Here is a 22,716-nt window from a genome sequence, read left to right as displayed (position 1 = left end):
AGGCCCATACCGTGCCGGCGCGGAGGGGGGAGACTGCCCCTGAAGCGACCGCGACGACCTGAGGTCCCCGGATGGCACTGCGGCCGAAATCTCAGTGAGGAGAACGATGGCCGCGCTGTCTGTTCCTGAACCGCTGTATGCCGCGGGACCGCTGGACGCCGCGGGACCGCAGGACGCCGCGGGACCGCTCAATGCCGCGGAGCCCGCCTGGTGCACCACCACGCCTCGACGGTCGTGGCGCGCGCTCGGCCGGCCCTCGGTGGGAGGCGTCAAGTCGGTGGCGTCTGCCCTGGACGTGCTGGAGTGCTTCGCCGTCGACGGCGAGCTCGGGGTGTAGGACATCGCGCGCAAGCTGGGCGTGGCCAAGAGCACCGCGCACCGGCTGCTGACCACCCTGTGCTCGCGGGGGATGGTCGAGCAGAACCCGGAGACCGGCAGCTATCGCCTGGGGCTCCACCTCTACGAGCTGGGCCAGCTGGCCCAGGCCCGCAACGCGGTCCGCCACGTCGCCCTCCCGATCATGAGCCGGCTCGCCGAGGCCACCGGGCACACGGTCAACCTGGCGGTCGCCGACGGTCCGGACGTGGTCTTCCTCGAGCGCCTCGAGACCAGCGCGGACGAGCGGATCCTCGGCCACGCCGGTCGCCGCTTCCCCTCCCACTGCACGAGCTCCGGCAAGGCGATCGCGGCCTACAACCCCGAGGCGGCCCAGGCCCGCCGCGACGCCGGGTTCCCGCCACGGGTGAGTCACACCGTGCGCACCCAGAACGACTGGGACCGGCAGCTCGTCGAGGTCCGGCGGCGCGGGTTCGCCACCTCCAGCAGCGAGTCCTTCGACGACGTCACCACGCTGGCGGTGCCGATCCTCGACTCGCGACGTCGGGCGACCACCGCCATCTCGGTCCTCGGGCCGACCGCGCGGATCACCCCCGAGCTGGACCGCCTCGCCCGGCTCGTCGGACAGGCCGCGCGGCGCATTGGTCGCACCCGGCCGGGCTGACGCGCCACCACGCGCCCACCCTCGCCGGATGCCGTATGCCGCGGGCGTTCCCCCGTGCGGAACGCGGGCCGAGCGACTCGGTCCTCCTCACTACCGTGAGGGTCGAGCCGCCGTCACCACGGCCCCTCCCCCCGAGTGAGAAGAGCTCCCGCGTGGACGCCGCCACCCTCGCCACCGCTGCCGGCCGGCTCCTGGGCGCCTACGCGTCCGGCAAACCGATCGACCCGCTGACGACGACCTACGAGGGGATGGACCTCGCCGATGCCTACGAGGTCCAGCTCCTGCAGATCCGCTCGCTGGTCGCCGGAGGACGACGGGTCGAGGGGCACAAGGTCGGGCTGACGTCGGTGGCCATGCAGAAGCAGCTGGGCGTGGACCAGCCGGACTACGGGCACCTGCTCGACAGTTTCTTCCACCTCGAGCACGTCGCCATCCCGGCGGGTCACTTCCTCCAGCCGCGGATCGAACCGGAGATCGCCTTCGTCCTCAAGCGGCCGCTGCGCGGACCGGGCGTGACCGTCCACGAGGCCCTGGCGGCGGTGGACTTCGTCCTGCCCGCCCTCGAGATCGTCGACAGCCGCATCGCGGACTGCAAGATCGGTCTCCTCGACACCATCGCCGACAACGCCTCCTCGGGCGGGGTGGTCCTGGGCAGCACCCCGACCGACGTGTCGGCAGTGGACCTGCGACTGACCGGCTGCACCTTCCACCGGAACGGCACGCTCTTCGCCACCGGCGCCGGCGGCGCCGTCCTCGGGTCGCCGCTCAACTCGCTCGTCTGGCTCGCCAACACCGTCGGCGCCCTCGGGATCACCCTCGAGGCGGGCCACGTCGTCCTCCCCGGCTCGGTGACCGCGATGGCCGTGGTCGAGCCGGGCGACACCTTCACCGCGACGTTCGCCGGGCTCGGCTCCGTCACAGCACGATTCGCCAAGGAGACGTCATGACCACAGCACGCCGCGGGGTGGCCGCGATCGTCGGCCCCGGCAATATCGGCACGGACCTCATGTTCAAGCTGATGCGCCGGAGCCAGACCATCGAGCCGCGCTACATGATCGGGGTCGATCCCCGCAGCGACGGCCTGCGGCGGGCCGCGTCGCTCGGGCTCGAGGCCAGCCCCGAAGGAGTCGACTGGCTGCTCGCGCAGGCGGAGCTTCCGGACATCGTCTTCGAGTGCACCTCGGCCAAGGCCCACGAGGCCAATGCGCCCCGCTACGCCGAGGCGGGGATCATCGCCGTGGACCTCACCCCGGCGGCCGTCGGGCCCTATGTCTGCCCACCGGTCAACCTGCACTTCAACCTCGACGCCGTCAACGTCAACATGATCACGTGCGGGGGCCAGGCGACGACGCCCATCGTCAAGGCGGTCAGCAGCGTGGTGGAGGTGTGGTGTGCCGAGATCTTCGCCTCGATCTCGTCGAAGTCGGCGGGGCCGGGCACCCGCGCCAACATCGACGAGTTCACCGACACGACCGCGGCCGCGCTGGAGGTGGTGGGAGGCGCGCGGCGGGGCAAGGCGATCATCATCCTCAACCCCGTCGAGCCGCCGATGATGATGCGCAACACCGTGTTCTGCGCGATCCCCCCGGAGGCGGCCGAGCCCGGCCCGCTCCAGGACCGGCTCAACGAGTCCATCCAGGCGATGGTCGCCACCGTCCAGGAGTACGTGCCGGGCTATCACCTGCGCGCCGACCCGCAGTACGACCACCCGCGCGACATCTGGCACGGTCTGGCCCGCGTCAACGTGCCCATCGAGGTGAAGGGGCGCGGGGACTACCTGCCGGACTACGCCGGCAACCTCGACATCATCACGTCCGCCGCGGCCGGCGTCGGCGACATGCTCGTCGCCCACCGCCCTCGGCATCGCCTCCGGCTGGACGGCCGAGGACGCGTCGACCGAGAAGGCAGGAGCCCTGACATGAGCAGCACTGACATGAGCAGCACCAACGGTATTCGCGGTATACGCGACCTCCGCATCACCGACTCGACCCTGCGCGACGGGTCGCACGCCATGCAGCACCAGTTCGCCGAGGCGCAGGTCCGCGGGGTCGTCTCCGCCCTCGACAGCGCCGGCGTCGAGGTCATCGAGGTGGCCCACGGCGACGGCCTCGGCGGGTCGAGCTTCAACTACGGCTTCTCCCGGGTCGACGAGTTCGACCTCATCGAGGCCGCCGTCGAGGAGGCGACCCGGGCCAAGATCGCCGTCCTCATGCTGCCTGGCCTCGGCACCGTCGAGCACCTGCGGCACGCGCACCAGATCGGCGCCACGGTCGCCCGGATCGCGACCCACTGCACCGAGGCCGACGTCTCGCTCCAGCACTTCGGGGCGGCCCGCGACCTCGGCATGGAGACCGTCGGCTTCCTGATGCTCAGTCACCGGGCGACCCCCGCCGCGCTGGCTGCCCAGGCCCGGATCATGGTGGATGCCGGCGCCGAGTGCGTCTACGTCGTCGACAGCGCCGGGGCCCTCGTGCTCTCCGACGCCCAGGAACGCGTGCAGGCCCTCCTCGACGAGATCGGCAGCCAGGCGCAGGTGGGCTTCCACGGCCACCAGAACCTCTCCCTCGGCGTGGCGAACTCCGTCCTGGCGTACCAGGCCGGGGCCAAGCAGATCGACGGCGCCCTCTGCGCCCTCGGCGCCGGTGCGGGCAACAGCCCCACCGAGGTGCTGGCCGCGACCTTCGACCGCCTCGGCGTCAGGACCGGGATCGACCTCAAGGCGGTGCTGGCCGCGGCAGAGGAGGTCGTGCGGCCGTTCATCCCCCGGTTGCCGTGGATGGACCGCGCCTCGATCACGCAGGGGTATGCCGGCGTCTACTCCAGCTTCCTCCTGCACGCCGAGCGGGCGGGCGAGCGCTACGGCGTGCCGGCCCACGCCATCCTCGAGCGGGTCGGTGAGGCCGGCTACGTCGGCGGCCAGGAGGACATGATCATCGACATCGCCCTGCAGCTCCAGCAGGAGCAGGAGCTCGGTGACCTCGCGGGGACGGGGGTCCGGTGATGGCGACCACCATGGCGGGCACGACGGCGGGCACGACGGCGGGCACTCGATGGGACGTGGCCAGCGTCGCCGCCGAGCTGCTGGCCTGTGAGGGCGAGCGCCGCGACCGCGAGCCGTTCACCGACGAGTGGCCGGACCTCGATGTCGCGACCGGCTACCAGATCCAGGACCTCAACCTCGCCGCCCGCCTCGAGCGCGGCGAGCGGCTCGTCGGGGTCAAGCTGGGGCTCACCAGCCGGGCCAAGCAGCAGCGGATGGGCATCGACTCGCCGTTCGTGGCGTGGCTGACCGACGCCATGGTGCTGCCGCCCGGTGCCCCGGTCCCGCAGTCCGCCTTGATCCATCCGCGTATCGAGCCGGAGATCGTCTTCGTCATGGGCAAGCGCCTGGAGGGCCCGGGCGTGACCTGCGCCGAGGCCGTGGCCGCCGTCGGTGCGGTGTATGCCGGGGCTGAGGTCATCGACAGCCGCTCCCGCGACTTCCGGTTCACGCCCGGTGACGTCGTCGCGGACAACGCGTCCACCGGCGCCTTCGCCCTCGGACCGGTGGCACTGCCACCGGCCGGGCTCGACCTCTCGCTGGAGGCCGTCCTGGTCGAGGTCGACGGGGTCGTCGTCGACAGCGCCACCGGCGCTGCCGTCCAGGGCCACCCCGGCGAGGCCCTGGCGCTGGCCGCCAACGAGCTCGCCAAGCGCGGCCTCGCGATCGAGGCAGGCTGGATCGTCCTGACCGGCGGGATGACCGACGCCGTCTACTCCCCGCCGGGATCGTCCGTGGCCTGCCACTTCACCTCTCTCGGCTCGGTCTTCATCAACGGAGGTCCCTGATGCCCATCGTCGACATCACCCTGACCGAGGGGCGTGCGCCCGAGAGCCTTCGCGCCATGATCAGCGCGGTCACGGCGGCGGTCTCGGAGACGCTCGCCACCCCGGTGACGAGCATCCGCGTCATCGTCCGCGAGGTGCCGAGCACGCACTTCGCGGCGGGCGACGTCACCATCGCCGAGCGCGCCGCCGGCCGCCCCTGACGGGTGACGACGCGGCATACGGCCACCAGCGCCGAACGTCCTCAACCGGACCCGACAACACCCTCATCGTGCAGCTGCTCAGGAAGGCAGGCCCGCCATGGACGTCACCCCGTTCTTCGGCCACATCATCGACGGCAAGGAGATCGAGTCGGCCGACGGCTCGCGCTTCGTGACCGTCAACCCCTGGACCCGCGAGTCCTGGGCCGAGGTGGCACTCGGTGGCGCGCTTGAAGCCGACCTCGCCATTGCCGCCGCCCGCCGAGCCTTCGACGAGGGTCCCTGGCCCAGAATGGGATTCGGCACCCGGCAGGAGCTGCTGCACCGGCTGGGCGACCTGATGGAGTCGCACACGGACGAGCTCGCGGCCGCGGACAGCCGCGACATGGGCAAACCGCTGGCGCAGTGTCGGCACGACGTCGCGCGGGCCGCGCTGAACTTCCGGTTCTTCGCCGACCACGCCAAGATGGCCGTCGCCGACACGCTGCCGATGGACACCGGCCACCACGCCTACGTTCGCTTCGAGCCGGCCGGCGTGGTGGGGCCCATCGCCCCGTGGAACTTCGCGCTCATGCTCGAGACCTGGAAGGTCGCGCCCGCCCTGGCCTGGGGCAACACCGTGGTCCTCAAGCCGGCCGAGGACACCCCTGCCTCCGCCGCGATCCTGGGCCGGCTGGCGATCGAGGCGGGCTTCCCCGACGGCGTCCTCAATGTGGTCCACGGCTACGGCCCGGACTCCGTCGGGGAGGCACTGACCACCGACCCTCGAGTCGACCGCATCACCTTCACGGGCGAGACCGGCACCGGGCGGATCATCGCCGCGGCCGCGGCGAAGAACCTCACGCCGGTCAGTCTCGAGCTCGGGGGCAAGAACGCCAACATCGTGTTCGCCGACGCCGAGCTCGACAACGCCGTCGACTGGTCGATCCAGTCGATCTTCCGCAACGCGGGCCAGATCTGTCTCTCGGGCAGCCGGCTCTACGTCCAGCGGCCGATCTTCGACGAGTTCCTGGCCCGGTTCGTGGCCAAGGCCGAGGCCATGAAGATCGGCGACCCACTCGACCCCACAACGGAATTCGGTCCACTGGCCACGGAGGAGCACTTCACCAAGGTCAAGGGCTACCTCGACACGGTCGAGGCCGAGGGCGGGAGGATCGCCACCGGAGATCTCGGCGAGGGCTGGGTCGTCAGGCCCACCGTGCTCGTCGACATGCCCCTGGACTCCACCCAGGTCCGCGAGGAGATCTTCGGGCCGGTGGTGGTGGTGCACCCCTTCGACACCGAGGACGAGGTGGTCGCCCTCGCGAACGGGACGCCCTACGGGCTCGACGCCCAGCTGTTCACCGAGAACCTCAGCCGGGCCCACCGGGTGTCGGCGCGGCTCGACGTCGGCACGGTCTGGGTGAACTGCTCCTTCATCCGCGACCTGCGGGCGCCCTTCGGTGGAGTCGGCTCCTCGGGCATCGGCCGCGAGGGCGGCAACTTCAGCCGCGAGTTCTTCACCGAGCCCAAAGCCGTGATCATGCAGGTCGACTCGGCCTGAGCCCGCGTCGCCCCACCGGTATCAGTCGGCGTCCGGTGGCCCTCTTTCCCCTGACCGCAGCAGACGCCGCGGCCGACGACCAAGGGAAGGACAAGAACATGAGCGAGCTCAACACCCAGCCGATCCCGCCGCGTGAGGTGGCGGTGACGGTGCATCTCCCGGGGGACATCCTCGGCAACCTCGAGTCGTTCCAGAAGGTGCAGGCGAGCATCTTCGACCGGTTCGGGTGCGGCGGCTGCAACTCCGGCATCCTCATCGACTTCAAGCGTTTCGAGGAGTTCTTCGTGACGCCCGAGCTGGAGATCCGGCCCGTGGCCGTGACCGGGTTCCAGGTCGGCTGAGGTCGCCTCGTCATGGGATGGTCGCGGCTCGACCTCGGCGTCGGCATCATCGCGCTCGGCTCCCTCGACCAGCTCTGGTCGGGGATCGAGGACCTGGTTGACGTCGTCGAGGTCGAACCGCAGACCCTGTGGGAGAGCAGGTTCGGCGGCGGGCGGGTGATGTCGCCCGAGCCGCTCGCCTGGCTGCGCGCCTGTGGGCGACCGCTGCTGGCGCACGGCGTCGGCTTCCCCGTCGGCGGCACCACGGCACCCGACGAGGGCGGCGTCATCGCGTCGGCGGAGTCCGCGCGCACCCTCGGCGCGGTCCACTGGAGCGAGCACCTCGCGTTCAACGCGGCCGGCGAGTCGTATGCCGGCTTCCTCCTGCCCCCGGTCCAGTCACCGGAGGGGGTGGCCGCCGCGATCTCGCACATCGCGGCATACCAGCGCCGGTATGACCGGCCGTTCCTGGTGGAGACGCCGACGAACTACCTGCAGCCGGTGCCGGGCGACCTCGGCGACGGTGAGTACGTCGCCGCGATCGCCGAGGGCGCGGACTGCGGCATCGTGCTCGACCTGCACAACATCTGGACCAACGCGCGCAACGGCCGCCAGCCGGTCGACGACTACCTCGCCGAGCTGCCGCTCGAGCGGGTGTGGGAGGTGCACCTGGCCGGCGGGTTCGAGACCGACGGCTACTACCTCGACGCGCACGTCGGGCCGATCGACCCCGAGCTGCTCGAGCTCGCAGCAGCCGTCGTCCCGCGGCTGCCTCGGGTGCGGGCCGTGATCTACGAAGCCGTGCCCGTGTCGCTGGCCGCCCAGGGGGTCGTGGGCCTGCGCGATGTGCTGACGTCGATGCACCGGATCACCCAGCTGCCCTTCATACCAGCGCTGCCCGCGGTTGCCGCGACCTCGTCCCGACCTGAGCGAGCGCCGGTGCCCAAGACGGCCAGCACCGTGTCGACCGCCCGCCGGGAGGCCGAGCTCCTGGCCTACACCACCCGCGCGTCCGACGACCTGACGATCGCCGACCCGGGCGCCGACCTGATGCGGGCCCTCACCGACCAGTCCCGGCTGTCGCTGCTGGTGCGCCACCACGAGGCGACGCTCGGGCTGCTGCTCACGGCGCTGGGGACCGCGCGCACCGAGGCGGTGCTGACCGAGTTCCTGGCCGCAACGCCCGCCAGTGCCTGGCGGGACGAGCAGAGCCGCGCCTTCACCGCGTGGCTGGAGACTCGGCCGGAGCTGCTGGCCCTCATCACCTGACGCGGGCCAGTCGCCACAACGGCTCGTACCTATAGCGCCATGTCGCCTTCACGCCGATGCGCTCGTGCGTCGTTCCGCCGCCGCGGAGGTGTCCTCCTAGACTCCGGCCATGGATCTCGGCGACTACCTCACCTCTGACGCCACGACCCTGGCCGCCCTGGTGGCCGAGGGAGCCGTCACCGCCATCGAGCTGCTGGCCCTGGCGCGGCAACGCTGCGACGCGGTCAACCCGACGATCAACGCGGTCGTCGCCCAGTTGACCGAGGTCGCGGATGCGAGAGCGGACGACCCAGGGCTGTCGGGCTCCTTCGCCGGAGTTCCTTTCCTGGTCAAGGATCTCGGGCAGGAGTATGCGGGCTTCCCCACGTCCAACGGCTCCCGGGCCCTGGCCGACGACGTCGCTGAGGACCATGCCCTGGTGACGCAGCGCTTCCTCGACGCGGGACTGGTCATCTTCGGCAAGACGAACACGCCCGAGTTCGGCGCGAAGGCCATCACGGAGCCGGAGCTGTGGGGCGCCGCCCGCAACCCCTGGGACACCACTCGCACCCCGGGCGGGTCGTCGGGGGGGTCCGGTGCAGCGGTCGCGGCGGGCATCGTGCCGGCCGCCGGCGCGAACGACGGCGGTGGCTCGGTGCGGATCCCGGCCGCCTGCAATGGTCTCGTGGGCCTCAAGACCAGCCGCGGGATCGGCCCCTACGGCCCGCAGACCGGCGAGGTGATGTTCGGGATGGTGACCCAGGGGGTCGTCTCCCGGACGGTGCGTGACAGTGCCGCACTACTGGACGCGATCATCGGCCCCGACCTCGGTGCCGGCTACGCAGCGGCGCTTCCTCCCGTGCCGTTCGCCGAGATGGTCACAAGGCCACCGGGCACTCTGAGGGTGGGCTATTCCTGCTCCTCCGCCATCAACGCTCACCCGGACCGCGAGGCGGTCGCCGCGGTCGAGTCCGCCGCGGCACTGCTCACCGAGCTGGGGCACGACGTCGAGGAGGTCTCGCCACCGCACGACGACGAGGCGCTCGCCCGGGACTTCCTCACCATCTGGTTCGCCCAGCTCCACGGTCAGGTCGCCGACGTCAAGCGGCGCCTGGGCTCGCCCGACAGTCACTTCGAAGCCGACACGCTGGCGTCCGCAGAGCTCGGTCGGGCGGCCGGGATGCTCGCGCTGATCCGGTCGCTCGCCAACGTCAACGACTACGTCCGCGCCCTCGCCGCGTTCCACGAGACCTACGACTTCTTCCTCACGCCGACGCTGGCCACTCCCCCGCCCGAGGTGGGTGCACTCACGTTGCCCCACCGACTCCAGGGCGCCGCGCGGGTGATGGCGAAGGTGCGGGCCGGAAAGCTGCTCGCGGCAACGGGAGTGCTCGACCAGCTCATCGCAGACAACCTCGCGTGGGTGCCCTACACCCAGCTCGCCAACCTGACCGGACGGCCCGCGATCAGTGTGCCCCTGCACTGGACGGACACCGGTCTGCCTCTCGGCGTGCAGCTCGTCGGACGCCTCGGCGCCGACGGGCTGCTGCTCCAGGTGGCTGCCCAGCTCGAGGAGGCGCAGCCGTGGTTCCACCGCTACGCCCAGCTCGACCCGGCGCTCCCCCAGCAGCCGTCGATCAGGCAGTGACCTTCTCCGCAAGGACCTCGGCCGGCATGATCTCGGGCGCGACCGCGAGCAGCGCGTCGGCGTTCTCCATCAGAGCAGCGGCGATCGGCCCGGTCAGGTGCGCCTGGCGCTCGACGTCGCTCGGGAAGGAGTCCACGATCCAGAAGGTCGCCGTGTCGGTGCGCAGAGCGAACCAGACCGCGGTGCCGGGCTCGGCGTTGGCAAGCTCGAGGGCTCCCGTCAGGAAGTTCGCGACCGTGTCCTCCATTCCCGGCTTGGCGACGAGCTTCACAACCAGGGCAACGGTGTTCATGGGTGCTCCTTCGTTGGGTCAGTAGCCCGACGGTAACCCATGGTCGTCGGCCACCTCGGTGTCCGGGGAGCCACGAGCGACGGGGTGCCCCTATTCGTCGGTGCCGATGGGCGGACGTGGGTATGGCCAGATGATGACCACCGATGCCGCACATTTCCCGTTCGACTTCGAAGACCGGTATCTGGGACCGGCCCGACTCTTCGGCGTAACCCCTGACACCACGTCGATCGTCGTGGTGGACGGCCACCTCACCGCCCGCTTCGGTCCGTGGCGGATCGACACGACCCTGGACAACATCGCGTCGGTGAGCCTGACCGGCCCCTACGCGTTCATCAAGACGGCCGGTCCGGCTCATCTCGGGGTCACCGACCTGGGGCTCACCTTCGCGACGAACTCGCGGGCCGGCGTGTGCCTCGAGCTGCGCGAGCGGATTCGCGGTATCGACCGGCTCGGCTGGATCCGGCACCCGAACCTCACCCTCACCCCGAAGGACTGCGCGGGGTTGGCGGCTGCGCTGTCGTGAGGTGTTGATCAGACCTGAGGCTGCGTCATCGGCACGTCGTGTCGGCCGACCGCGTCTGCGATGGTGACCGACTCGATCTTCGTGCCGGCGGGATACACCAGCACGCCAACCAGAGCGTTCCGGTGCGCCGGGTGCGGCACCAGCTGGACCGACTAAGTGATGCCATCGGACGTGGAGACCTCCGCCTCCGTCACCTCCCTCGGCACGCGCAGGACGGCGCCATTCGGGGTCCGGTCCGAGCTCCCGGTGTAGAACGACACCGGCGTGCCTGACGGCAGCGATGGACTGCGGTAGCCACCCTTGTGCGTGGAGCCGTCTGACGTGGTGAGGCGCAGCCAGGTCACTCCCTCGGCAGCCTCGCCCTCCCAGCCGAGGGCCCACGCGGCTCCGGCCGACTCTCCCTGGGCGAAGACCTGCTCAACGGTGTCCATGACGGCACGCTACGACTCTGGGGCCCCCGACGCATAAGGGATTCTGAGCGTCCCTGGCGCACCCATCGCCTGCTGGACGCGGGTGAGCGGAGTCAGCGCCACGGCAGCTCCCCGATCACGGTGACCGCCGGACCGCTGCGCACGTTGTCCAGGAAGGCGGAGGGCGCGGCGAACTCCTCGGCGGTCAGGATCGTCGGGTTCACCGGACGGTGCACCGCGGCCTCGATCCGGGCGAACGCCTCGTAGACCGCGTCCACGTCGGGCTCACCGAGCACCATGACGTCGATGTCGTGCGGTGCCGGACCGGCATCCCCGAGAAGTCGCGCGGCGAAGGAGCCGTAGAGGAACGCCGACTCGACCCCGTGGATGCGAGCAAGCTCCTCGGCCAGGATCACCACCGGACCGGTCGCGATCGTGAGGATCTCGCGCAAGGGTTCCACCAGCGGGCTCTCCCCGTTGCGCGGATCAGCCTCGTGCGGCCCACCTGTCGCTCGCTCAGGATTCCGGCGTCCCTCAGGCGCGCGACCTCGCGGTGTGCAGTCGGGTAGGCCAGGCCGGCCCGTTCGGCGAGATCGGTGACACTCAGTTCGTCGCCGGTGAGCAACAGGGTGGAGAGCAGGCGCGCCTACCCGTCCGACCGGAAGATCGGAGCAAGGAGTGGGGCCTTCGTTCTCATTTAATGGAGGTTATCCTTTCGTTATATTGATACACGACGGTAGGCACGACCCTGTTGCCCGGCCATCTAGCGCTGACCCCACCCCGCCGCGGTCACCCCTCCGTCACGTTGTCCCGGCCGGTAGCGCGGCCCTAGCCGGACGGTGGTCAGCCGTCCCCGAGGGTCGACTCGCGTACGACGAGCCTTGGCGGCATGAGCTCGACGCCCGACACGGGCTCGCCGGCGATCGCCTGCAGCAGCAGCTCCGCGGCGCGCTGGCCGAGCCGTTCGAGGTCCATGTCCACGGTGGTCAGCGGCGGCCGGCAGGCCTCGGCCATCACCTCCCAGTTGTCGTAGCCCGTGATCGCCACGTCCTGCGGCACCCGCACCCCGCGCTCGCGCAGCCGGTCGGCGCCACCGCGCGCGAGCTGGTCGGAGCCGAAGACGATCGCATCGGGCTCGGCCCCGCCATCGAGCAGTCGGTCCACGGCCACGCGGCCCCACCGTTCGGACCACTCGCCGAACATCGGCTCACCCACCAACGCCATCTCGTGCTCCGCGAGCGCCGTGACGAGCGCGTCGAGCCGGACCCGGGCCGCATGGTGCCCGCTCGGGCCGGTCACGTGCGCGACGCGGCGCCGGCCGAACGAGTGGAGGTGTGCGACGACCTGGCTGATGCCGGCAGCGTCGTCGGGCACGACCGAGGCGTCAGCGGGGTCCGACGAGGGCGCGAACGCGTAGACGACCGGCATGGGTACCTCGATGGGCGGCCGCGGGTTCGTGACGCGACCGGTCACGATGATGCCATCGACGCGGCGAGCCACGAAGGCCCGGATGTGGTGCGCCTCGCGGACGGCGTCGTGTCGTGCGGTGGCCAGCAGGGCGGAGAGCTGGCCGCCGACCAAGGCGTTCTCGGCGCCAAGGACGACGGGCAGCGAGAACCGTCCGGCCGAGTCCGTGCTGAGCAGGCCGACCGTGTAGGAGCGACGGCCGGCCAGCGAGCGAGCGCCCGCGTCCGGCACGAACCCGAGGCGCTCGGCGGCCTTCTGCACCCGCAACCGAGTCTCGTCCGTCAGTGCTCCGGTGTTGTTCAAGGCCTTCGACACCGTGCTGGGTGACACCCCAGCCAGGGCCGCAACATCGATGATGCGCACGGGAGGTGTGGGCCGGGCCATGGTGGTCAGTGTAGGCAGTGGAACACCAGGAACCTGTATTCCGGCAGATTTCGGCACCAAGGGTTGACGTGTCCAAAGGTGGACCCTAGGGTCAGGAAAACGCGTTCCTCCTGTTCCTCGAAAGTGGGCCTGCATGACCAGCCTCCGCGTCCGACCCGCCGCCGGCCCCGCATCGCCCACCCGCCGCGCACACGCCGTCCTGCACCCCCTCGGGCTCCGTCAAGCGAGCATCACGGGTGGCCTGTGGGCCGCGCGACAGGCCGCGAACCGGTCCGACTCGATCCCGCAGGGCGCCGAGCAGCTCGAGCGCGCGGGCAACCTGCGCAACCTCGAGATCCTCGCCGGCGAGGCCGAGGGTGACGCCATCGGACCGATCTTCGCCGACTCGGACGTCCACAAGTGGCTCGAGGCCGCCGCCTGGGAGCTCGGCCGGGGCGACGACGAGCACCTGCTCGCCCTGCAGACGCGCGTCACCGACCTGCTGGCCCGCGCCCAGGCCGACGACGGCTACCTCGACTCGGTGGTGCAGCTGCGGGAGGGCGAGCGCTATCGCGAGCTGCCCTGGAGCCACGAGCACTACTGTGCCGGTCACCTGTTCCAGGCCGCAGTCGCCCAGGCGCGCGCGACCGGTCACCGCGAGCTGCTCGACGTCGCGACCAGGCTCGCCGACCACCTCGTCGCGACCTTCGGCGACGGTCGGCCAGGGCTCGGCGACCGGCAGGATGTCGATGGGCACCCAGTCGTCGAGACCGCTCTCGTCGAGCTCTACCGTGAGACCGGCACCGCGGCATACCTCGAGCTCGCCCGGTACTTCGTCGAGGCGCGCGGTCATGGGCTGATGGAGAGGTACGGCAAGGAGCCGACCTACTTCTCCGACCGGCTCCCTGTGCGCGAGACGCCTCACCCCGAGGGACACGCCGTGCGCGCCGTCTACCTCGCGGCCGGCGCGACGGACGTCGCCGTCGAGACCGGCGACACCGAGCTGCTCGAGGCGCTCGGCCGCCAGTATGCCGCGATGGAGCGCTCGCAGCAGTACCTCACCGGCGGGCTCGGCGCACGGTGGGAGGGCGAGTCGTTCGGCGATGCCTTCGAGCTGCCGGTCGACCGCGCCTACGCCGAGACCTGCGCGTCGATCGGCGGCATCCAGTGGGCCTGGCGCCTGCTGCTCGCCACGGGCGAGGCCCGCTACGGCGACCAGATCGAGCGCATCCTGCTCAACGGGTTCCTGTCCGGTCTCTCTTTGGCCGGCACCGAGTACTTCTACGTCAACCCGCTCCAGCTGCGCACCGACGCGGAGCCGGAGGAGAGCCGCAGCCCGGCGCACGGTCGACGCGGCTGGTTCGACTGCGCGTGCTGCCCGCCCAACATCATGCGCATGCTGTCCAGCCTCGACTCCTACGTCGCGACCCGGACCGACGCGGGACTGCAGATCCACCAGTACGCGCCCGCCAGAATCGCTTTCGGCGGCTGGAGTGTGCGCGTCGAGACGGCCTACCCCTATGACGGACGCGTCGTCGTCCACGTCGACGAGGCTCCCGACGGGCCCACCGAGATCGCCTTCCGGATCCCCGTCTGGGCGCTGGGCGCGACCCTCGACGGCGCCCCGGCCCCGGCCGGCACCTACGCCCGCACCACGCATGACCTGACCCCCGGCGCCGCGGTCGAGCTCGTCCTCCCGATGGAGCCGCGCCTGACGGTCGCCGACGAGCGCGTCGACGCCGTGCGCGGCTGCGTCGCCCTCGAGCGCGGCCCGTTGGTCTACGCGCTCGAGCAGCCCGACCAGGGCGACGAGGTGGTCATCGAGGACGTCCGCATCGACCCGGCCACGCCGCTCACGGTCGAGTGGCGACCGGAGCTGCTGGGCGGCACGACCGTCCTGTATGCCGCGGGCCAGGTGGTCGCCGCGCCGGACAGGCACCGTGGCGCTGCGACGACCCCATACCGGACGCTCGACTTCGCTTCCGAGCCCGAGCCGGCCACCCGCGCGGTCCGGCTGACCGCCATCCCATACCACCTCTGGGCAAACCGTGGACCGCAGGCGATGCGCGTCTGGATCCCGCTGGCCTGACCCACCCGATCCGTAAGAGGACGAGACCGCATCGGATTCCCAGTTTTCGCAAAGTCGCTTGTACTTCGGCTGCGGCGTCGCCGCGCGTCGGTCCCTCTAGCGGAACTCAGCGACGACCTCGATGAGGCCGACGATGTGCCGGTTGAACTCCTCGAGGTCCTCGGCCGGGATCCAGTACTCGAGGATGGTCCGACCACCAGCCTGCTGGACGGCATACCGTCGAGGTAGGGCTTCTCGATCGCGAACCGCGTGACGTAGCCGACGCCGCCGGCCCTGACGTTCCAGTCCCGGGCGATCGTCGTCGCATACTCCTCGTTTGGGGCGGGATAGAAGATCGGCTGTTCCGGCAGCCGAGGCGGCCACTCACGCCAGCCCGACGCCTCCACCAGGGCGAGCTCCGCAGGTCCCGTGGGCCGCCAGAGCGTGACTGTCTCCATTCGTGCATGGTGCCATCGACAGGGGTTCTTCATCCACGACGGCGCCGACGGTCAGTTCCTTCAGCGGCCACCTTGCCCTCGCGCTCCAGCGCCTTCAGGACGAGCCGGATGGTGGGTCACTGATCTCGGGCAGAGAGAGGCGGATGTCGCTGATCCTGAAGGTGTCGGGGGCGTGGTTCACGACGTCGTCGCGAACCCGGTCCTGCTTGGTACCGGTCGATCGATCTGACGACGAACGACTCTCGAGCGAGACGTCTGTGCTGACCCGGTAGCCGGCGTCGGCGAGCAGCGCATAGGTGACGGGGCGCGCCACGCGACCCGTGCCGTCCGCGAAGGTGGTGGATCATCAGCTAGTGTCGCGTGCTGTAAGTCTTCTTCTGGTGGGGTGAGGGTTTGGCGTGGGTGATGATCTCGTCGGCGCTCTTGGTCCAGGTGAAGGGGTGGGCGCGGTCATTCCAGCCCTCGATGTAGGCGCCGATCGCGGCCTCGAGGTCGGCCACGCTGTGGAAGGTGCCGCGGCGGATGGCTTGGCGGGTGATGATCCCGAAGAAGATCTCCACCATGTTCAGCCAGCTGCCGCTGGTCGGGGTGAAGTGCATGTGGACCCGGGGGTGCTTGGCCAGCCAAGCTTGGATGTTGGGGTGCTTGTGGGTGGCGTAGTTGTCACAGACGACGTGCAGCTCGACGCGGGGGTAGGCGCGGGCGACCTGCTTCAGAAAAGCGAGAAACTCCTTGTTGGTGTGCTGCTGGAAGCACCGGTCGGTCACCAGCCCGGTCGCGATCTCGAGCGCCGCGAACAAGGTGGTCGTGCCGTTGCGTTTGTAGTCGTGGGTTTGCTTCTCGGGTATCCCTGGCCGCAGCGGCAGGATCGGCGCAGTCCGGTCCAAGGCCTGGATTTGGGTCTTCTCGTCGATACAGACCACGACCGCGTTCGCCGGCGGGGCGAGGTAGAGCCCGACGACGTCACGGATCTTCGCCTCGAGCTCCGGGTCCGTGCTGAACTTGAACGTCTCCGCCTTCCACGGCTTCAAGCCCCACCGCCGCCAGATCCGCGCGACCGTCGCGAAGCTCATTCCGAGGTGGTCGCCGAGCAGCCGCGAGGACCAGTGCGTCACCCCCAGCCTCTCCGGCGGCGGGTCCAACGTGGCCGCGATGATCGTCTGCTCATCGTGCACCGACGGCCTTCCCGAGCGGGGCAGGTCGTCCAGGGCTGCCAATCCTCCACTCACGTAACGGTTCCGCCAGGAACGCACGGTCGGCAGGCTCACCCCGACCCGCCGGCTGATCTCCGAGTTGCTGTGACCCTCGGCCGCCAGCACCAGGATCCGCGCCCGCTGCGCCAGACCGGCCGCCACCGTCGAGGACCGCAGCCACCCTCGCAGGATCTTCTCGTCCCCGGCCCGCAACACCAACGGCTCCACTCGCGACATAACCCATTGTCTCAACTCATGACTAGAAAGTCACTTCCGACACGCGACACTAGAGCCCAGTTTGCAAGTCGCCAATCAGCGGCTGGCGCGCCTTACCCGCACTGTCGACCATCGACTGCCCACCGTCATATCTCCAGAGCGACCAGCTGATGGCATTGTCCTTCGCGTAGGTCATCAGACTCAGCAGATCGTTCGAGGCCCCGCTGACGCTTTGCAGAAGGCGACATTTTTTGCCTTCTCGCGTCAGGCGGAAACCATCGAACTCTCCAATGTACAGCGGCTGGTCGAACTGTGCGGCTCTTTGTTGGTAGGCCATCATCGTCGCCTGACCAGAGGGACTCGGTAGCGGCTTGCAGGAGCCTGGTAGATTGCCCTGACCCCAGGAATCAGGGTAGTAGTGCGTTGAATACACTGCATTCGGCAGGTCAAGACGACCCGTCAGGGCACTGCCCACACGAAGGTAAGATTCATATGCGTCATCCTCATAGATCAAGAGCAGATGTGGGTTGACTGACTGCACAGCCAAACCTGCCAGTCGATAGAAGGCATCGAGCGGGTTGTCCGACGCAGTCGGCAGATGGTAAGTCCGCGGTTGCCCGGCCTTTGTACAGCTCTGGGGCTCATTGAATAGATCGACACCCACCACGGTGGCATCAGACTGATAACGAGAGGTAACCATCTTCCAAGCCGCAATCAACCCCTGCTGGGGTTGAATCGGCACTCCGGCCTCGGCGGTATTGGTGAGGAACTCGCAAGGGCCTGCGTTGGTGTTCGTGCAGGCCGCCTGTGCCGTGCACGAAACCTGCTGCGGATAGAGCCACCCCGGCAGTCCTTCCCCACCAAACTTTGGTGACCAGCCTCCTGCTTGGTGCATATCCAGGACTATGCGGATGTTGTTTTGTTGTGCAAGTTTGACCACACCATCGAGCTCACTCAAGTAGGTCTGGTTCCAGGTATGCGTCAGCGCGCTCGGTGAGCCTGTCGGAATAGTTGGCTCAAGATTGGCCCACGAAATGGCGAGGCGGAGAAAACTAAATCTCCAGGCCGACAAGTTCTTCATTTCGGCGACATTGGGTACTGAAGAGGATGTCCAGCCCTGCGTGGCCATCTGCCCATCGTCGGCCCCCCGAAGAAAGACCGTTTGACCCGAGGCGTCAAGGATCTTGGTGCCGCTGGTGCGCCACCAATTTCCACCACTGGTCGAACTCGGCGTCCCGGGCGTCCCAGGCGTGCCCGTCGCACCATTTTTCGATGCTCCCGTGTGCGGTTGAACGCCCTTGGACAAAACAGGACCACGATTGCTAAGAAATATGTATAGACCCAGCACCGCGAGCACCAACACGAGCGCAATGACCACCACCTTCGTGGAGACCGCTCGACCGCGTGTGCGTGAGATCACAAGACAATGCCCCTTACTTTCACTGGTCCGTCCATTTCACTGCTGCTCAGCGATGGATTCACCTGCCGAGAAGAATACGCCAGCGCTCGAACTGACGTCAACGGCACAGAGGTTTCGTCTGCTATCCCCGACTCGCGGTATCGGTGTTCCCGTCGTATGCGACCCGCATGTGCCCGCCGCAAAGCTCGGGTCCGCGCCTCTTCCGACTCCATCTCCATGAGGTCTATCTCGAGCTTGGCGTAGAGGAAGAACGAGTCGGCCGGCGCGACCGAGGCCGCCAGCCCGGCCTTGAGGTCGGGGTCCGGGAGGTGGTCCTCGTCGAGGTTGGCGACGTAGGTCGACCCCGCCGGCTGCGCCGGCTACCCGGAGATACGGCTCAGGACAGGTCGAGCCACCGGATGACCGCCTGGACACGGCGATTGCCCGCCGGGTCCTCCCACAGGTCCAGCTTGGTCATGATGGAGCGGACGTGCGACTCCACCGTGCGAGCCGACAGGGAGAGCCGATCGGCGATCGCGCTGTTGGACAGCCCTTGAGCCATGAGCTCCAGGACGGAGCGTTCCCGGTCGGCCAGGGCAGCGAGCTGGTCGCGATTCCCGTGGCGGGACAGGAGCTCGTCGGTGATGAGCGGGTCGATGACCGTCCGACCCGCGGCCACCGCGCGGGCGGCATCGAGGAACTCGTCCAGTGCGGTGACGCGCTCCTTCAGCAGGTATCCCAGGCCCGCGGTCTGTTCGGTCAGCAGGTTGGCGGCGGCGCTGGCCCGCACCGACTGGCTGAGCACGAGCACGGCCAGCCCCGGTTGCTCGGTCCGCAGCAACGACGCCGCGCGCAGTCCCTCGTCGGCCTGCTCGGGTGGCATCCGGACGTCGGTGATGAGCAGGCGCGGTCGCGTCGCCCGGACGACGGTCAGCACCGAGTCGTAGTCACCGGCCTCACCGACGACCGCGAAGCCGTCGTCGCGCAGCAGGCTGACCAGGCCGGCTCGGATCAGCGCGACGTCCTCCGCGACGGCGACCGTGATCGGCGCGGCATCGACGTTCCGTGGCCAGACGAGGGAGTGGACCAGCTGAGCGGGCTCCCCGATGGACGTCGCCAGCTCGTCCGACCAGTGGGCGGGGGCCGGCGAGGGCAGAAGCATCCGGACGACCTCGGTGGCGAGGATGTCCCCCGCGTACCCGCGCTCAGCGAGCTGCCGGACCAGCTCGACGGCAGCGGGTTCCGGGGCATCGGCCCGGTAGGTCACCTCGGCGACGTGGAGCGCGAGCGAGGTCGCGGCCTGGTCCTGCTCCGCCTGCTGCCACTCGACGGCCGTCGCCACGGCGTCGCCCGTCCCGGTGAACAGGGCCAACCCCGCCCGGTGCGGGAACCGACCACCGTGCTCCTCGACCCGCGCGCGGACAGCCGGTGTCGGCCCGGGAGCTTCGCGTGGCCAAGCCAGCAGGGTGGTGGTCGTCATGGGCGGTCCGGCCCGGCTCCAAGGGGGAGGCCGATGATCCAGCCGCCGTCCTGGTTCGACACCGTGCCTCCCAGAGCCGTCACGCGATCACGCACGTCAGCCGCTGGCGCGGGGCTGGTGCGGATCAGCAGGAGCGGACCGTTCTCGCCCATCCGCTCCTCGACGGTGGCGGCCGGGTCAGCCTGCGCTGCCAGGTAGCTGGTCATCTCGATGACCGGAGAGTACCGACGACCCGGCACCAGGTGGCCGCTCAGCGAGGCGCGCAGCCCACCGGTCGCCAGGGACGCGGAAAGAATGCCGTGCGAGATGGCTCGCACCTCGGCGGCGACGGCGGTGAGCCGGGCCACGACGTCCGCGACCGGTGTCCCGCTCGCGAGGGCGTCAGCGATCGAGTCGAGCTCGGCCAGTGGGCCCTTCACGAGCGTCGCGCGCAAGGCCGATCGCGGCTCGTCCGAGGCGACGAGCATCCGCTCCGCCAGTAACCGGGCCTGTTCGAGGTCGCTGGTGGCGGACGCCCGCAGGCGCTCGGTCTCCATGATGAGGCCCGCACCGGTCGCCACGAGCTCGACGGCATCGGGGTGGGCGGTGGTTGCCGCATCCTGGTCGATGAGTCCGATGACGTGCGATCCGCGGACGATCACCGTCGTCGCGCGGTCGTCTCTCCCGGTCTCCGGAGCGGCGCTCTGACCGGCGGCGCTGACCCAGCTCTGCGCGCCATCGACCGGACAGAGCACGCGGATCGACGGGTCGGCCAGCGCCCGTGAGAGGTACTGCTCGACGTCGACCGTGGAGGGGCGGGGGGCGGGGCCGCCCGACGGTGACGTCGGTATGCGGACGGTCAGGTCGATCCAGCCGATACCGGCGGTGAGAGCCCCGACGAAGAAGGCGGGCAGGATGACGAAGAGCGTGGCGTCGAGGCCGTGGTTCAGGTCGCGTGTCGGTGAACCGACGACGGGGGCGACCTCCCAGACCTCGCCGGCGGTGAGCGTCACCGCCCAGCAGGCGGCGGGCCACATGATGGGCCGCGCCGCGACCCTCGAGGCCCGTGGCATCCGCCGCATCACGGAGGTGCCGGCCAGGACCAGGGGGCCCGCGCACACCAGTGCACCGAAACTAGGGATCGGCGGGTCTTCGGACGTGAGGGCTGGCACTGAACAATGTGCCCGCGTCGGGCCCTGCGCCGAGGGTGGCACTGACCGACTGACGACCTCGGCTCCGGGCTGAGCACGACTCGCGAAGGTGCCTGGCGGAACTCGGCGACGACCTCGATGGGGCCGACGATGTGCCGGTTGAACTCCTCGAGGTCCTCGGCCGGGATCCAGTACTCGAGGATGGTCCGACCGCCGGCCTGCTGGACGGCATACCGGTCCAGGTAGGGCTTCTCGACCGCGAAGCGCGTGACGTAGCCGAGGGCGGTGCGAGCCGATGACTTTCTCGCGCCTCGGAGGTCGGTACACGAGAACGCACCTCGAACCGAAGGCGCACACCATGGGACAGGTCATTGCCAGAACGGCGAGGTGACGTTCCCGTCGGTCGATGAGCGCCTCGAGCTCGGCCTCCTTATGGGCCTGCTCGTGCCCCTGGACTCGATCCTGAGCTCCGTGCCCGGGCCGCTGGTGCCCTAGCGTGTTGCTCTCGTCACGGCGGAGGTTTCCATGGGCAAGCTGATCTACGCGGCCAACGTCTCGCTCGACGGCTTCCTGGAGGACGAGAGCGGTTCGTTCGACTGGTCCGTGCCTGACCAGGACGTGCACGCGTTCTGGAACGAGCACGAGCGGCACATCGGCACCTCGCTCTACGGGCGACGCATGTACGAGACGATGCGGGTCTGGGAACGCGACGACTGGCTCCTCAGCGAGCCCGCCGTGGTGCGTGAGTACGCCCGCATCTGGCGTGACACCGACAAGATCGTCTACTCCTCCTCGCTCACGGGCGTCTCGACCGTGCGCACGAGGATCGAGCGTCAGTTCGAGCCCGAGGCGGTGCGACGGCTCAAGGAGAGCTCTGGCTCGGACCTCAGCATCGGCGGCGCGGGCATCGCGGCGGAGGCCTTCCGGCACGGCCTCGTCGACGAGTGCGTGCTGCTCCTGTGCCCGGTCGTCGTCGGCGGCGGCAAGCCGGCGCTGCCCCGGGGGGTGCGACTCGACCTCGAGCTGCTGGACCACCGACGCTTCGACAACGGCGTGATCTACGTGCGCCACGGGGTGCGAAACCCCGCCTGACCCGTGCGGGCGACGGACGGCGGCGGCATACGTCAGGGTGACGGCGCCCTCGGACCCGGTCGGCCGTGGTGACAGCATGGCGGCATGCATGTGGGAGTCGACAGCTTCGTCTCGGCCGTGACGGACCCTCGAACGGGCTCGGAGGTGGGAGCGCAGGAGCGCCTCGAGCACCTGCTCGAGGAGATCGTCACCGCCGAGCAGAGCGGGCTCTACTCCTTCGGCATCGGTGAGCACCACCGCGAGGAGTACTACGACTCGGCGCCGCCCGTCATCCTCGGTGCGGCCGCCGCGCTGACGTCGCGGATCCGGCTCGGCAGCGCGGTCGCGGTGCTGAGCGCGGCGGACCCGGTGCGGGTCTTCCAGCAGTTCGCCACGCTCGACCTCATCGCCAAGGGGCGGATCGACCTCGTCGTGGGGCGCGGGTCGTTCACCGAGGCGTTCCCGCTGTTCGGTCTCGACCTCGCCGACTACGACTCGCTGTTCACCGAGAAGCTCGACCTGCTACTCGCGATCCGCGCGTCGGAGCGGGTCACCTGGTCGGGGCAGCATCGGCCCGCCCTCACCGGCCAGGGCGTCTACCCGCGGCCGGTGCAGGACCCCCTGCCGATCTGGGTGGGCGTCGGCGGCACCCCCGAGTCGTTCATGAGGGCCGGCCTGCTGGGACTGCCGCTCATGGTCGCGATCATCGGGGGCGAGCCGCGCCAGTTCGCGCCACTCATCGACCTCTACCGTCGGGCGGGCGCGCAGGCCGGCCACCCCCCGGAGTCTCTGCAGGTCGGTCGGCACGTCTTCGGTTTCGTCGGCGACAGCCTCCAGGCGGCCGGAGACACCATCTATCCGG

At 69.8% G+C, this 22,716-nt stretch carries 25 protein-coding genes; 14 read left to right on the top strand and 11 right to left on the bottom strand.

The window, feature by feature from the left end:
* Positions 1 to 106: 106 nt before the first annotated feature.
* From Q0R63_RS17480 to Q0R63_RS17435, 10 genes are all read left to right on the top strand, one after another.
* Positions 107 to 337, top strand: a complete 231-nt coding sequence (locus tag Q0R63_RS17480; RefSeq protein ID WP_295700122.1) for a hypothetical protein — start codon at positions 107 to 109, stop codon at positions 335 to 337.
* Between the two features lie 3 nt (positions 338 to 340).
* Complete coding sequence (locus tag Q0R63_RS17475) at positions 341 to 1,000, top strand: IclR family transcriptional regulator (protein ID WP_295700154.1); 660 nt, start codon at positions 341 to 343, stop codon at positions 998 to 1,000.
* A gap of 152 nt (positions 1,001 to 1,152) precedes the next feature.
* A complete protein-coding gene (locus Q0R63_RS17470) occupies positions 1,153 to 1,947 on the top strand; it encodes a 2-keto-4-pentenoate hydratase (protein ID WP_295700119.1) in 795 nt (264 codons plus the stop codon).
* Positions 1,944 to 4,001, top strand: a complete 2,058-nt coding sequence (gene dmpG, locus Q0R63_RS17465; RefSeq protein WP_295700116.1) for a 4-hydroxy-2-oxovalerate aldolase — start codon at positions 1,944 to 1,946, stop codon at positions 3,999 to 4,001. Before Q0R63_RS17470 ends, dmpG begins: the two co-directional genes overlap by 4 nt.
* Positions 4,001 to 4,828, top strand: a complete 828-nt coding sequence (locus tag Q0R63_RS17460) for a fumarylacetoacetate hydrolase family protein (RefSeq protein ID WP_295700113.1) — start codon at positions 4,001 to 4,003, stop codon at positions 4,826 to 4,828. The genes dmpG and Q0R63_RS17460 overlap by 1 nt, the downstream gene beginning before the upstream one ends.
* Positions 4,828 to 5,028: a tautomerase family protein gene (locus tag Q0R63_RS17455; RefSeq protein ID WP_295700111.1), complete on the top strand. Its 201-nt coding sequence runs from the start codon at positions 4,828 to 4,830 to the stop codon at positions 5,026 to 5,028. Before Q0R63_RS17460 ends, Q0R63_RS17455 begins: the two co-directional genes overlap by 1 nt.
* Before the next feature lie 97 nt (positions 5,029 to 5,125).
* Positions 5,126 to 6,568: an aldehyde dehydrogenase gene (locus Q0R63_RS17450; RefSeq protein ID WP_295700109.1), complete on the top strand. Its 1,443-nt coding sequence runs from the start codon at positions 5,126 to 5,128 to the stop codon at positions 6,566 to 6,568.
* 98 nt (positions 6,569 to 6,666) lie between these two features.
* Positions 6,667 to 6,909, top strand: a complete 243-nt coding sequence (locus tag Q0R63_RS17445; protein WP_295700107.1) for a hypothetical protein — start codon at positions 6,667 to 6,669, stop codon at positions 6,907 to 6,909.
* Positions 6,910 to 6,921: 12 nt separating this feature from the next.
* Positions 6,922 to 8,157 (top strand): DUF692 family multinuclear iron-containing protein, encoded by a 1,236-nt coding sequence (locus Q0R63_RS17440; protein ID WP_295700105.1) that lies wholly within the window; start codon positions 6,922 to 6,924, stop codon positions 8,155 to 8,157.
* Positions 8,158 to 8,266: 109 nt separating this feature from the next.
* Positions 8,267 to 9,784 carry an amidase gene (locus Q0R63_RS17435; protein WP_295700104.1) on the top strand — a complete coding sequence of 506 codons (1,518 nt, stop codon included), beginning with the start codon at positions 8,267 to 8,269 and terminating at the stop codon, positions 9,782 to 9,784.
* On the opposite strand, the gene Q0R63_RS17430 is transcribed toward Q0R63_RS17435, so the two are convergent.
* Positions 9,774 to 10,076, bottom strand: coding sequence for an antibiotic biosynthesis monooxygenase (locus tag Q0R63_RS17430; protein WP_295700102.1), 303 nt, complete (start codon positions 10,074 to 10,076; stop codon positions 9,774 to 9,776). The two genes, Q0R63_RS17435 and Q0R63_RS17430, sit on opposite strands and share 11 nt — an antisense overlap.
* 133 nt (positions 10,077 to 10,209) lie before the next feature.
* On the opposite strand from Q0R63_RS17430, the gene Q0R63_RS17425 reads away from it, so the two are divergent.
* Positions 10,210 to 10,599 carry a hypothetical protein gene (locus Q0R63_RS17425; protein WP_295700099.1) on the top strand — a complete coding sequence of 130 codons (390 nt, stop codon included), beginning with the start codon at positions 10,210 to 10,212 and terminating at the stop codon, positions 10,597 to 10,599.
* A gap of 152 nt (positions 10,600 to 10,751) precedes the next feature.
* On the opposite strand, the gene Q0R63_RS17420 is transcribed toward Q0R63_RS17425, so the two are convergent.
* From Q0R63_RS17420 to Q0R63_RS17410, 4 genes are all read right to left on the bottom strand, one after another.
* Positions 10,752 to 11,030 (bottom strand): hypothetical protein, encoded by a 279-nt coding sequence (locus Q0R63_RS17420; protein ID WP_295700097.1) that lies wholly within the window; start codon positions 11,028 to 11,030, stop codon positions 10,752 to 10,754.
* Between the two features lie 92 nt (positions 11,031 to 11,122).
* The gene (locus Q0R63_RS17415; RefSeq protein WP_295700095.1) at positions 11,123 to 11,470 is read right to left on the bottom strand and encodes a nucleotidyltransferase domain-containing protein; all 348 of its coding nucleotides are present in this window, start codon (positions 11,468 to 11,470) and stop codon (positions 11,123 to 11,125) included.
* Positions 11,422 to 11,634, bottom strand: coding sequence for a winged helix-turn-helix domain-containing protein (locus Q0R63_RS24660; RefSeq protein WP_366521164.1), 213 nt, complete (start codon positions 11,632 to 11,634; stop codon positions 11,422 to 11,424). Before Q0R63_RS24660 ends, Q0R63_RS17415 begins: the two co-directional genes overlap by 49 nt.
* 218 nt (positions 11,635 to 11,852) lie before the next feature.
* Entirely contained in the window at positions 11,853 to 12,860 is a 1,008-nt protein-coding gene (locus tag Q0R63_RS17410; RefSeq protein ID WP_295700092.1) for a LacI family DNA-binding transcriptional regulator, read from the bottom strand.
* A 133-nt stretch (positions 12,861 to 12,993) separates the two neighbouring features.
* Here Q0R63_RS17410 and Q0R63_RS17405 point away from each other — a divergent pair, with 133 nt between their 5' ends.
* Positions 12,994 to 14,928 carry a beta-L-arabinofuranosidase domain-containing protein gene (locus Q0R63_RS17405; protein ID WP_295700089.1) on the top strand — a complete coding sequence of 645 codons (1,935 nt, stop codon included), beginning with the start codon at positions 12,994 to 12,996 and terminating at the stop codon, positions 14,926 to 14,928.
* 96 nt (positions 14,929 to 15,024) lie between these two features.
* Here Q0R63_RS17405 and Q0R63_RS17400 read toward each other — a convergent pair whose 3' ends face one another.
* The 6 genes from Q0R63_RS17400 to Q0R63_RS17375 all read right to left on the bottom strand — a co-directional run bounded on the left by Q0R63_RS17400 (position 15,025) and on the right by Q0R63_RS17375 (position 20,753).
* On the bottom strand, positions 15,025 to 15,291 hold the full coding sequence (locus Q0R63_RS17400) for a hypothetical protein (RefSeq protein ID WP_295700086.1): 267 nt from the start codon (positions 15,289 to 15,291) through the stop codon (positions 15,025 to 15,027).
* 168 nt (positions 15,292 to 15,459) lie between these two features.
* Entirely contained in the window at positions 15,460 to 15,678 is a 219-nt protein-coding gene (locus Q0R63_RS17395; RefSeq protein ID WP_295700084.1) for a hypothetical protein, read from the bottom strand.
* Between the two features lie 37 nt (positions 15,679 to 15,715).
* Complete coding sequence (locus Q0R63_RS17390; protein WP_295700082.1) at positions 15,716 to 16,795, bottom strand: IS630 family transposase; 1,080 nt, start codon at positions 16,793 to 16,795, stop codon at positions 15,716 to 15,718.
* A 49-nt stretch (positions 16,796 to 16,844) separates the two neighbouring features.
* Entirely contained in the window at positions 16,845 to 18,122 is a 1,278-nt protein-coding gene (locus Q0R63_RS17385; protein ID WP_366521165.1) for a cellulase family glycosylhydrolase, read from the bottom strand.
* A 448-nt stretch (positions 18,123 to 18,570) separates the two neighbouring features.
* Positions 18,571 to 19,653: a response regulator transcription factor gene (locus Q0R63_RS17380; protein WP_295700078.1), complete on the bottom strand. Its 1,083-nt coding sequence runs from the start codon at positions 19,651 to 19,653 to the stop codon at positions 18,571 to 18,573.
* Positions 19,650 to 20,753 carry a hypothetical protein gene (locus Q0R63_RS17375; protein ID WP_295700076.1) on the bottom strand — a complete coding sequence of 368 codons (1,104 nt, stop codon included), beginning with the start codon at positions 20,751 to 20,753 and terminating at the stop codon, positions 19,650 to 19,652. Before Q0R63_RS17375 ends, Q0R63_RS17380 begins: the two co-directional genes overlap by 4 nt.
* 555 nt (positions 20,754 to 21,308) lie before the next feature.
* On the opposite strand from Q0R63_RS17375, the gene Q0R63_RS17370 reads away from it, so the two are divergent.
* Together Q0R63_RS17370 and Q0R63_RS17365 are read left to right on the top strand one after the other, a co-directional pair.
* Positions 21,309 to 21,875: a dihydrofolate reductase family protein gene (locus tag Q0R63_RS17370; RefSeq protein WP_295700073.1), complete on the top strand. Its 567-nt coding sequence runs from the start codon at positions 21,309 to 21,311 to the stop codon at positions 21,873 to 21,875.
* An 84-nt stretch (positions 21,876 to 21,959) separates the two neighbouring features.
* On the top strand, positions 21,960 to 22,716 hold a 757-nt coding region (locus tag Q0R63_RS17365), incomplete at its 3' end, for an LLM class flavin-dependent oxidoreductase (RefSeq protein WP_295700070.1).

Origin of the sequence: Lapillicoccus sp. (assembly GCF_025353065.1) — a bacterium.
Lineage (GTDB): Bacteria > Actinomycetota > Actinomycetes > Actinomycetales > Dermatophilaceae > Lapillicoccus.
The sequence above is the reverse complement of the archived record's forward strand: the minus strand, read 5'-3'. Positions and strand labels throughout refer to the sequence as shown.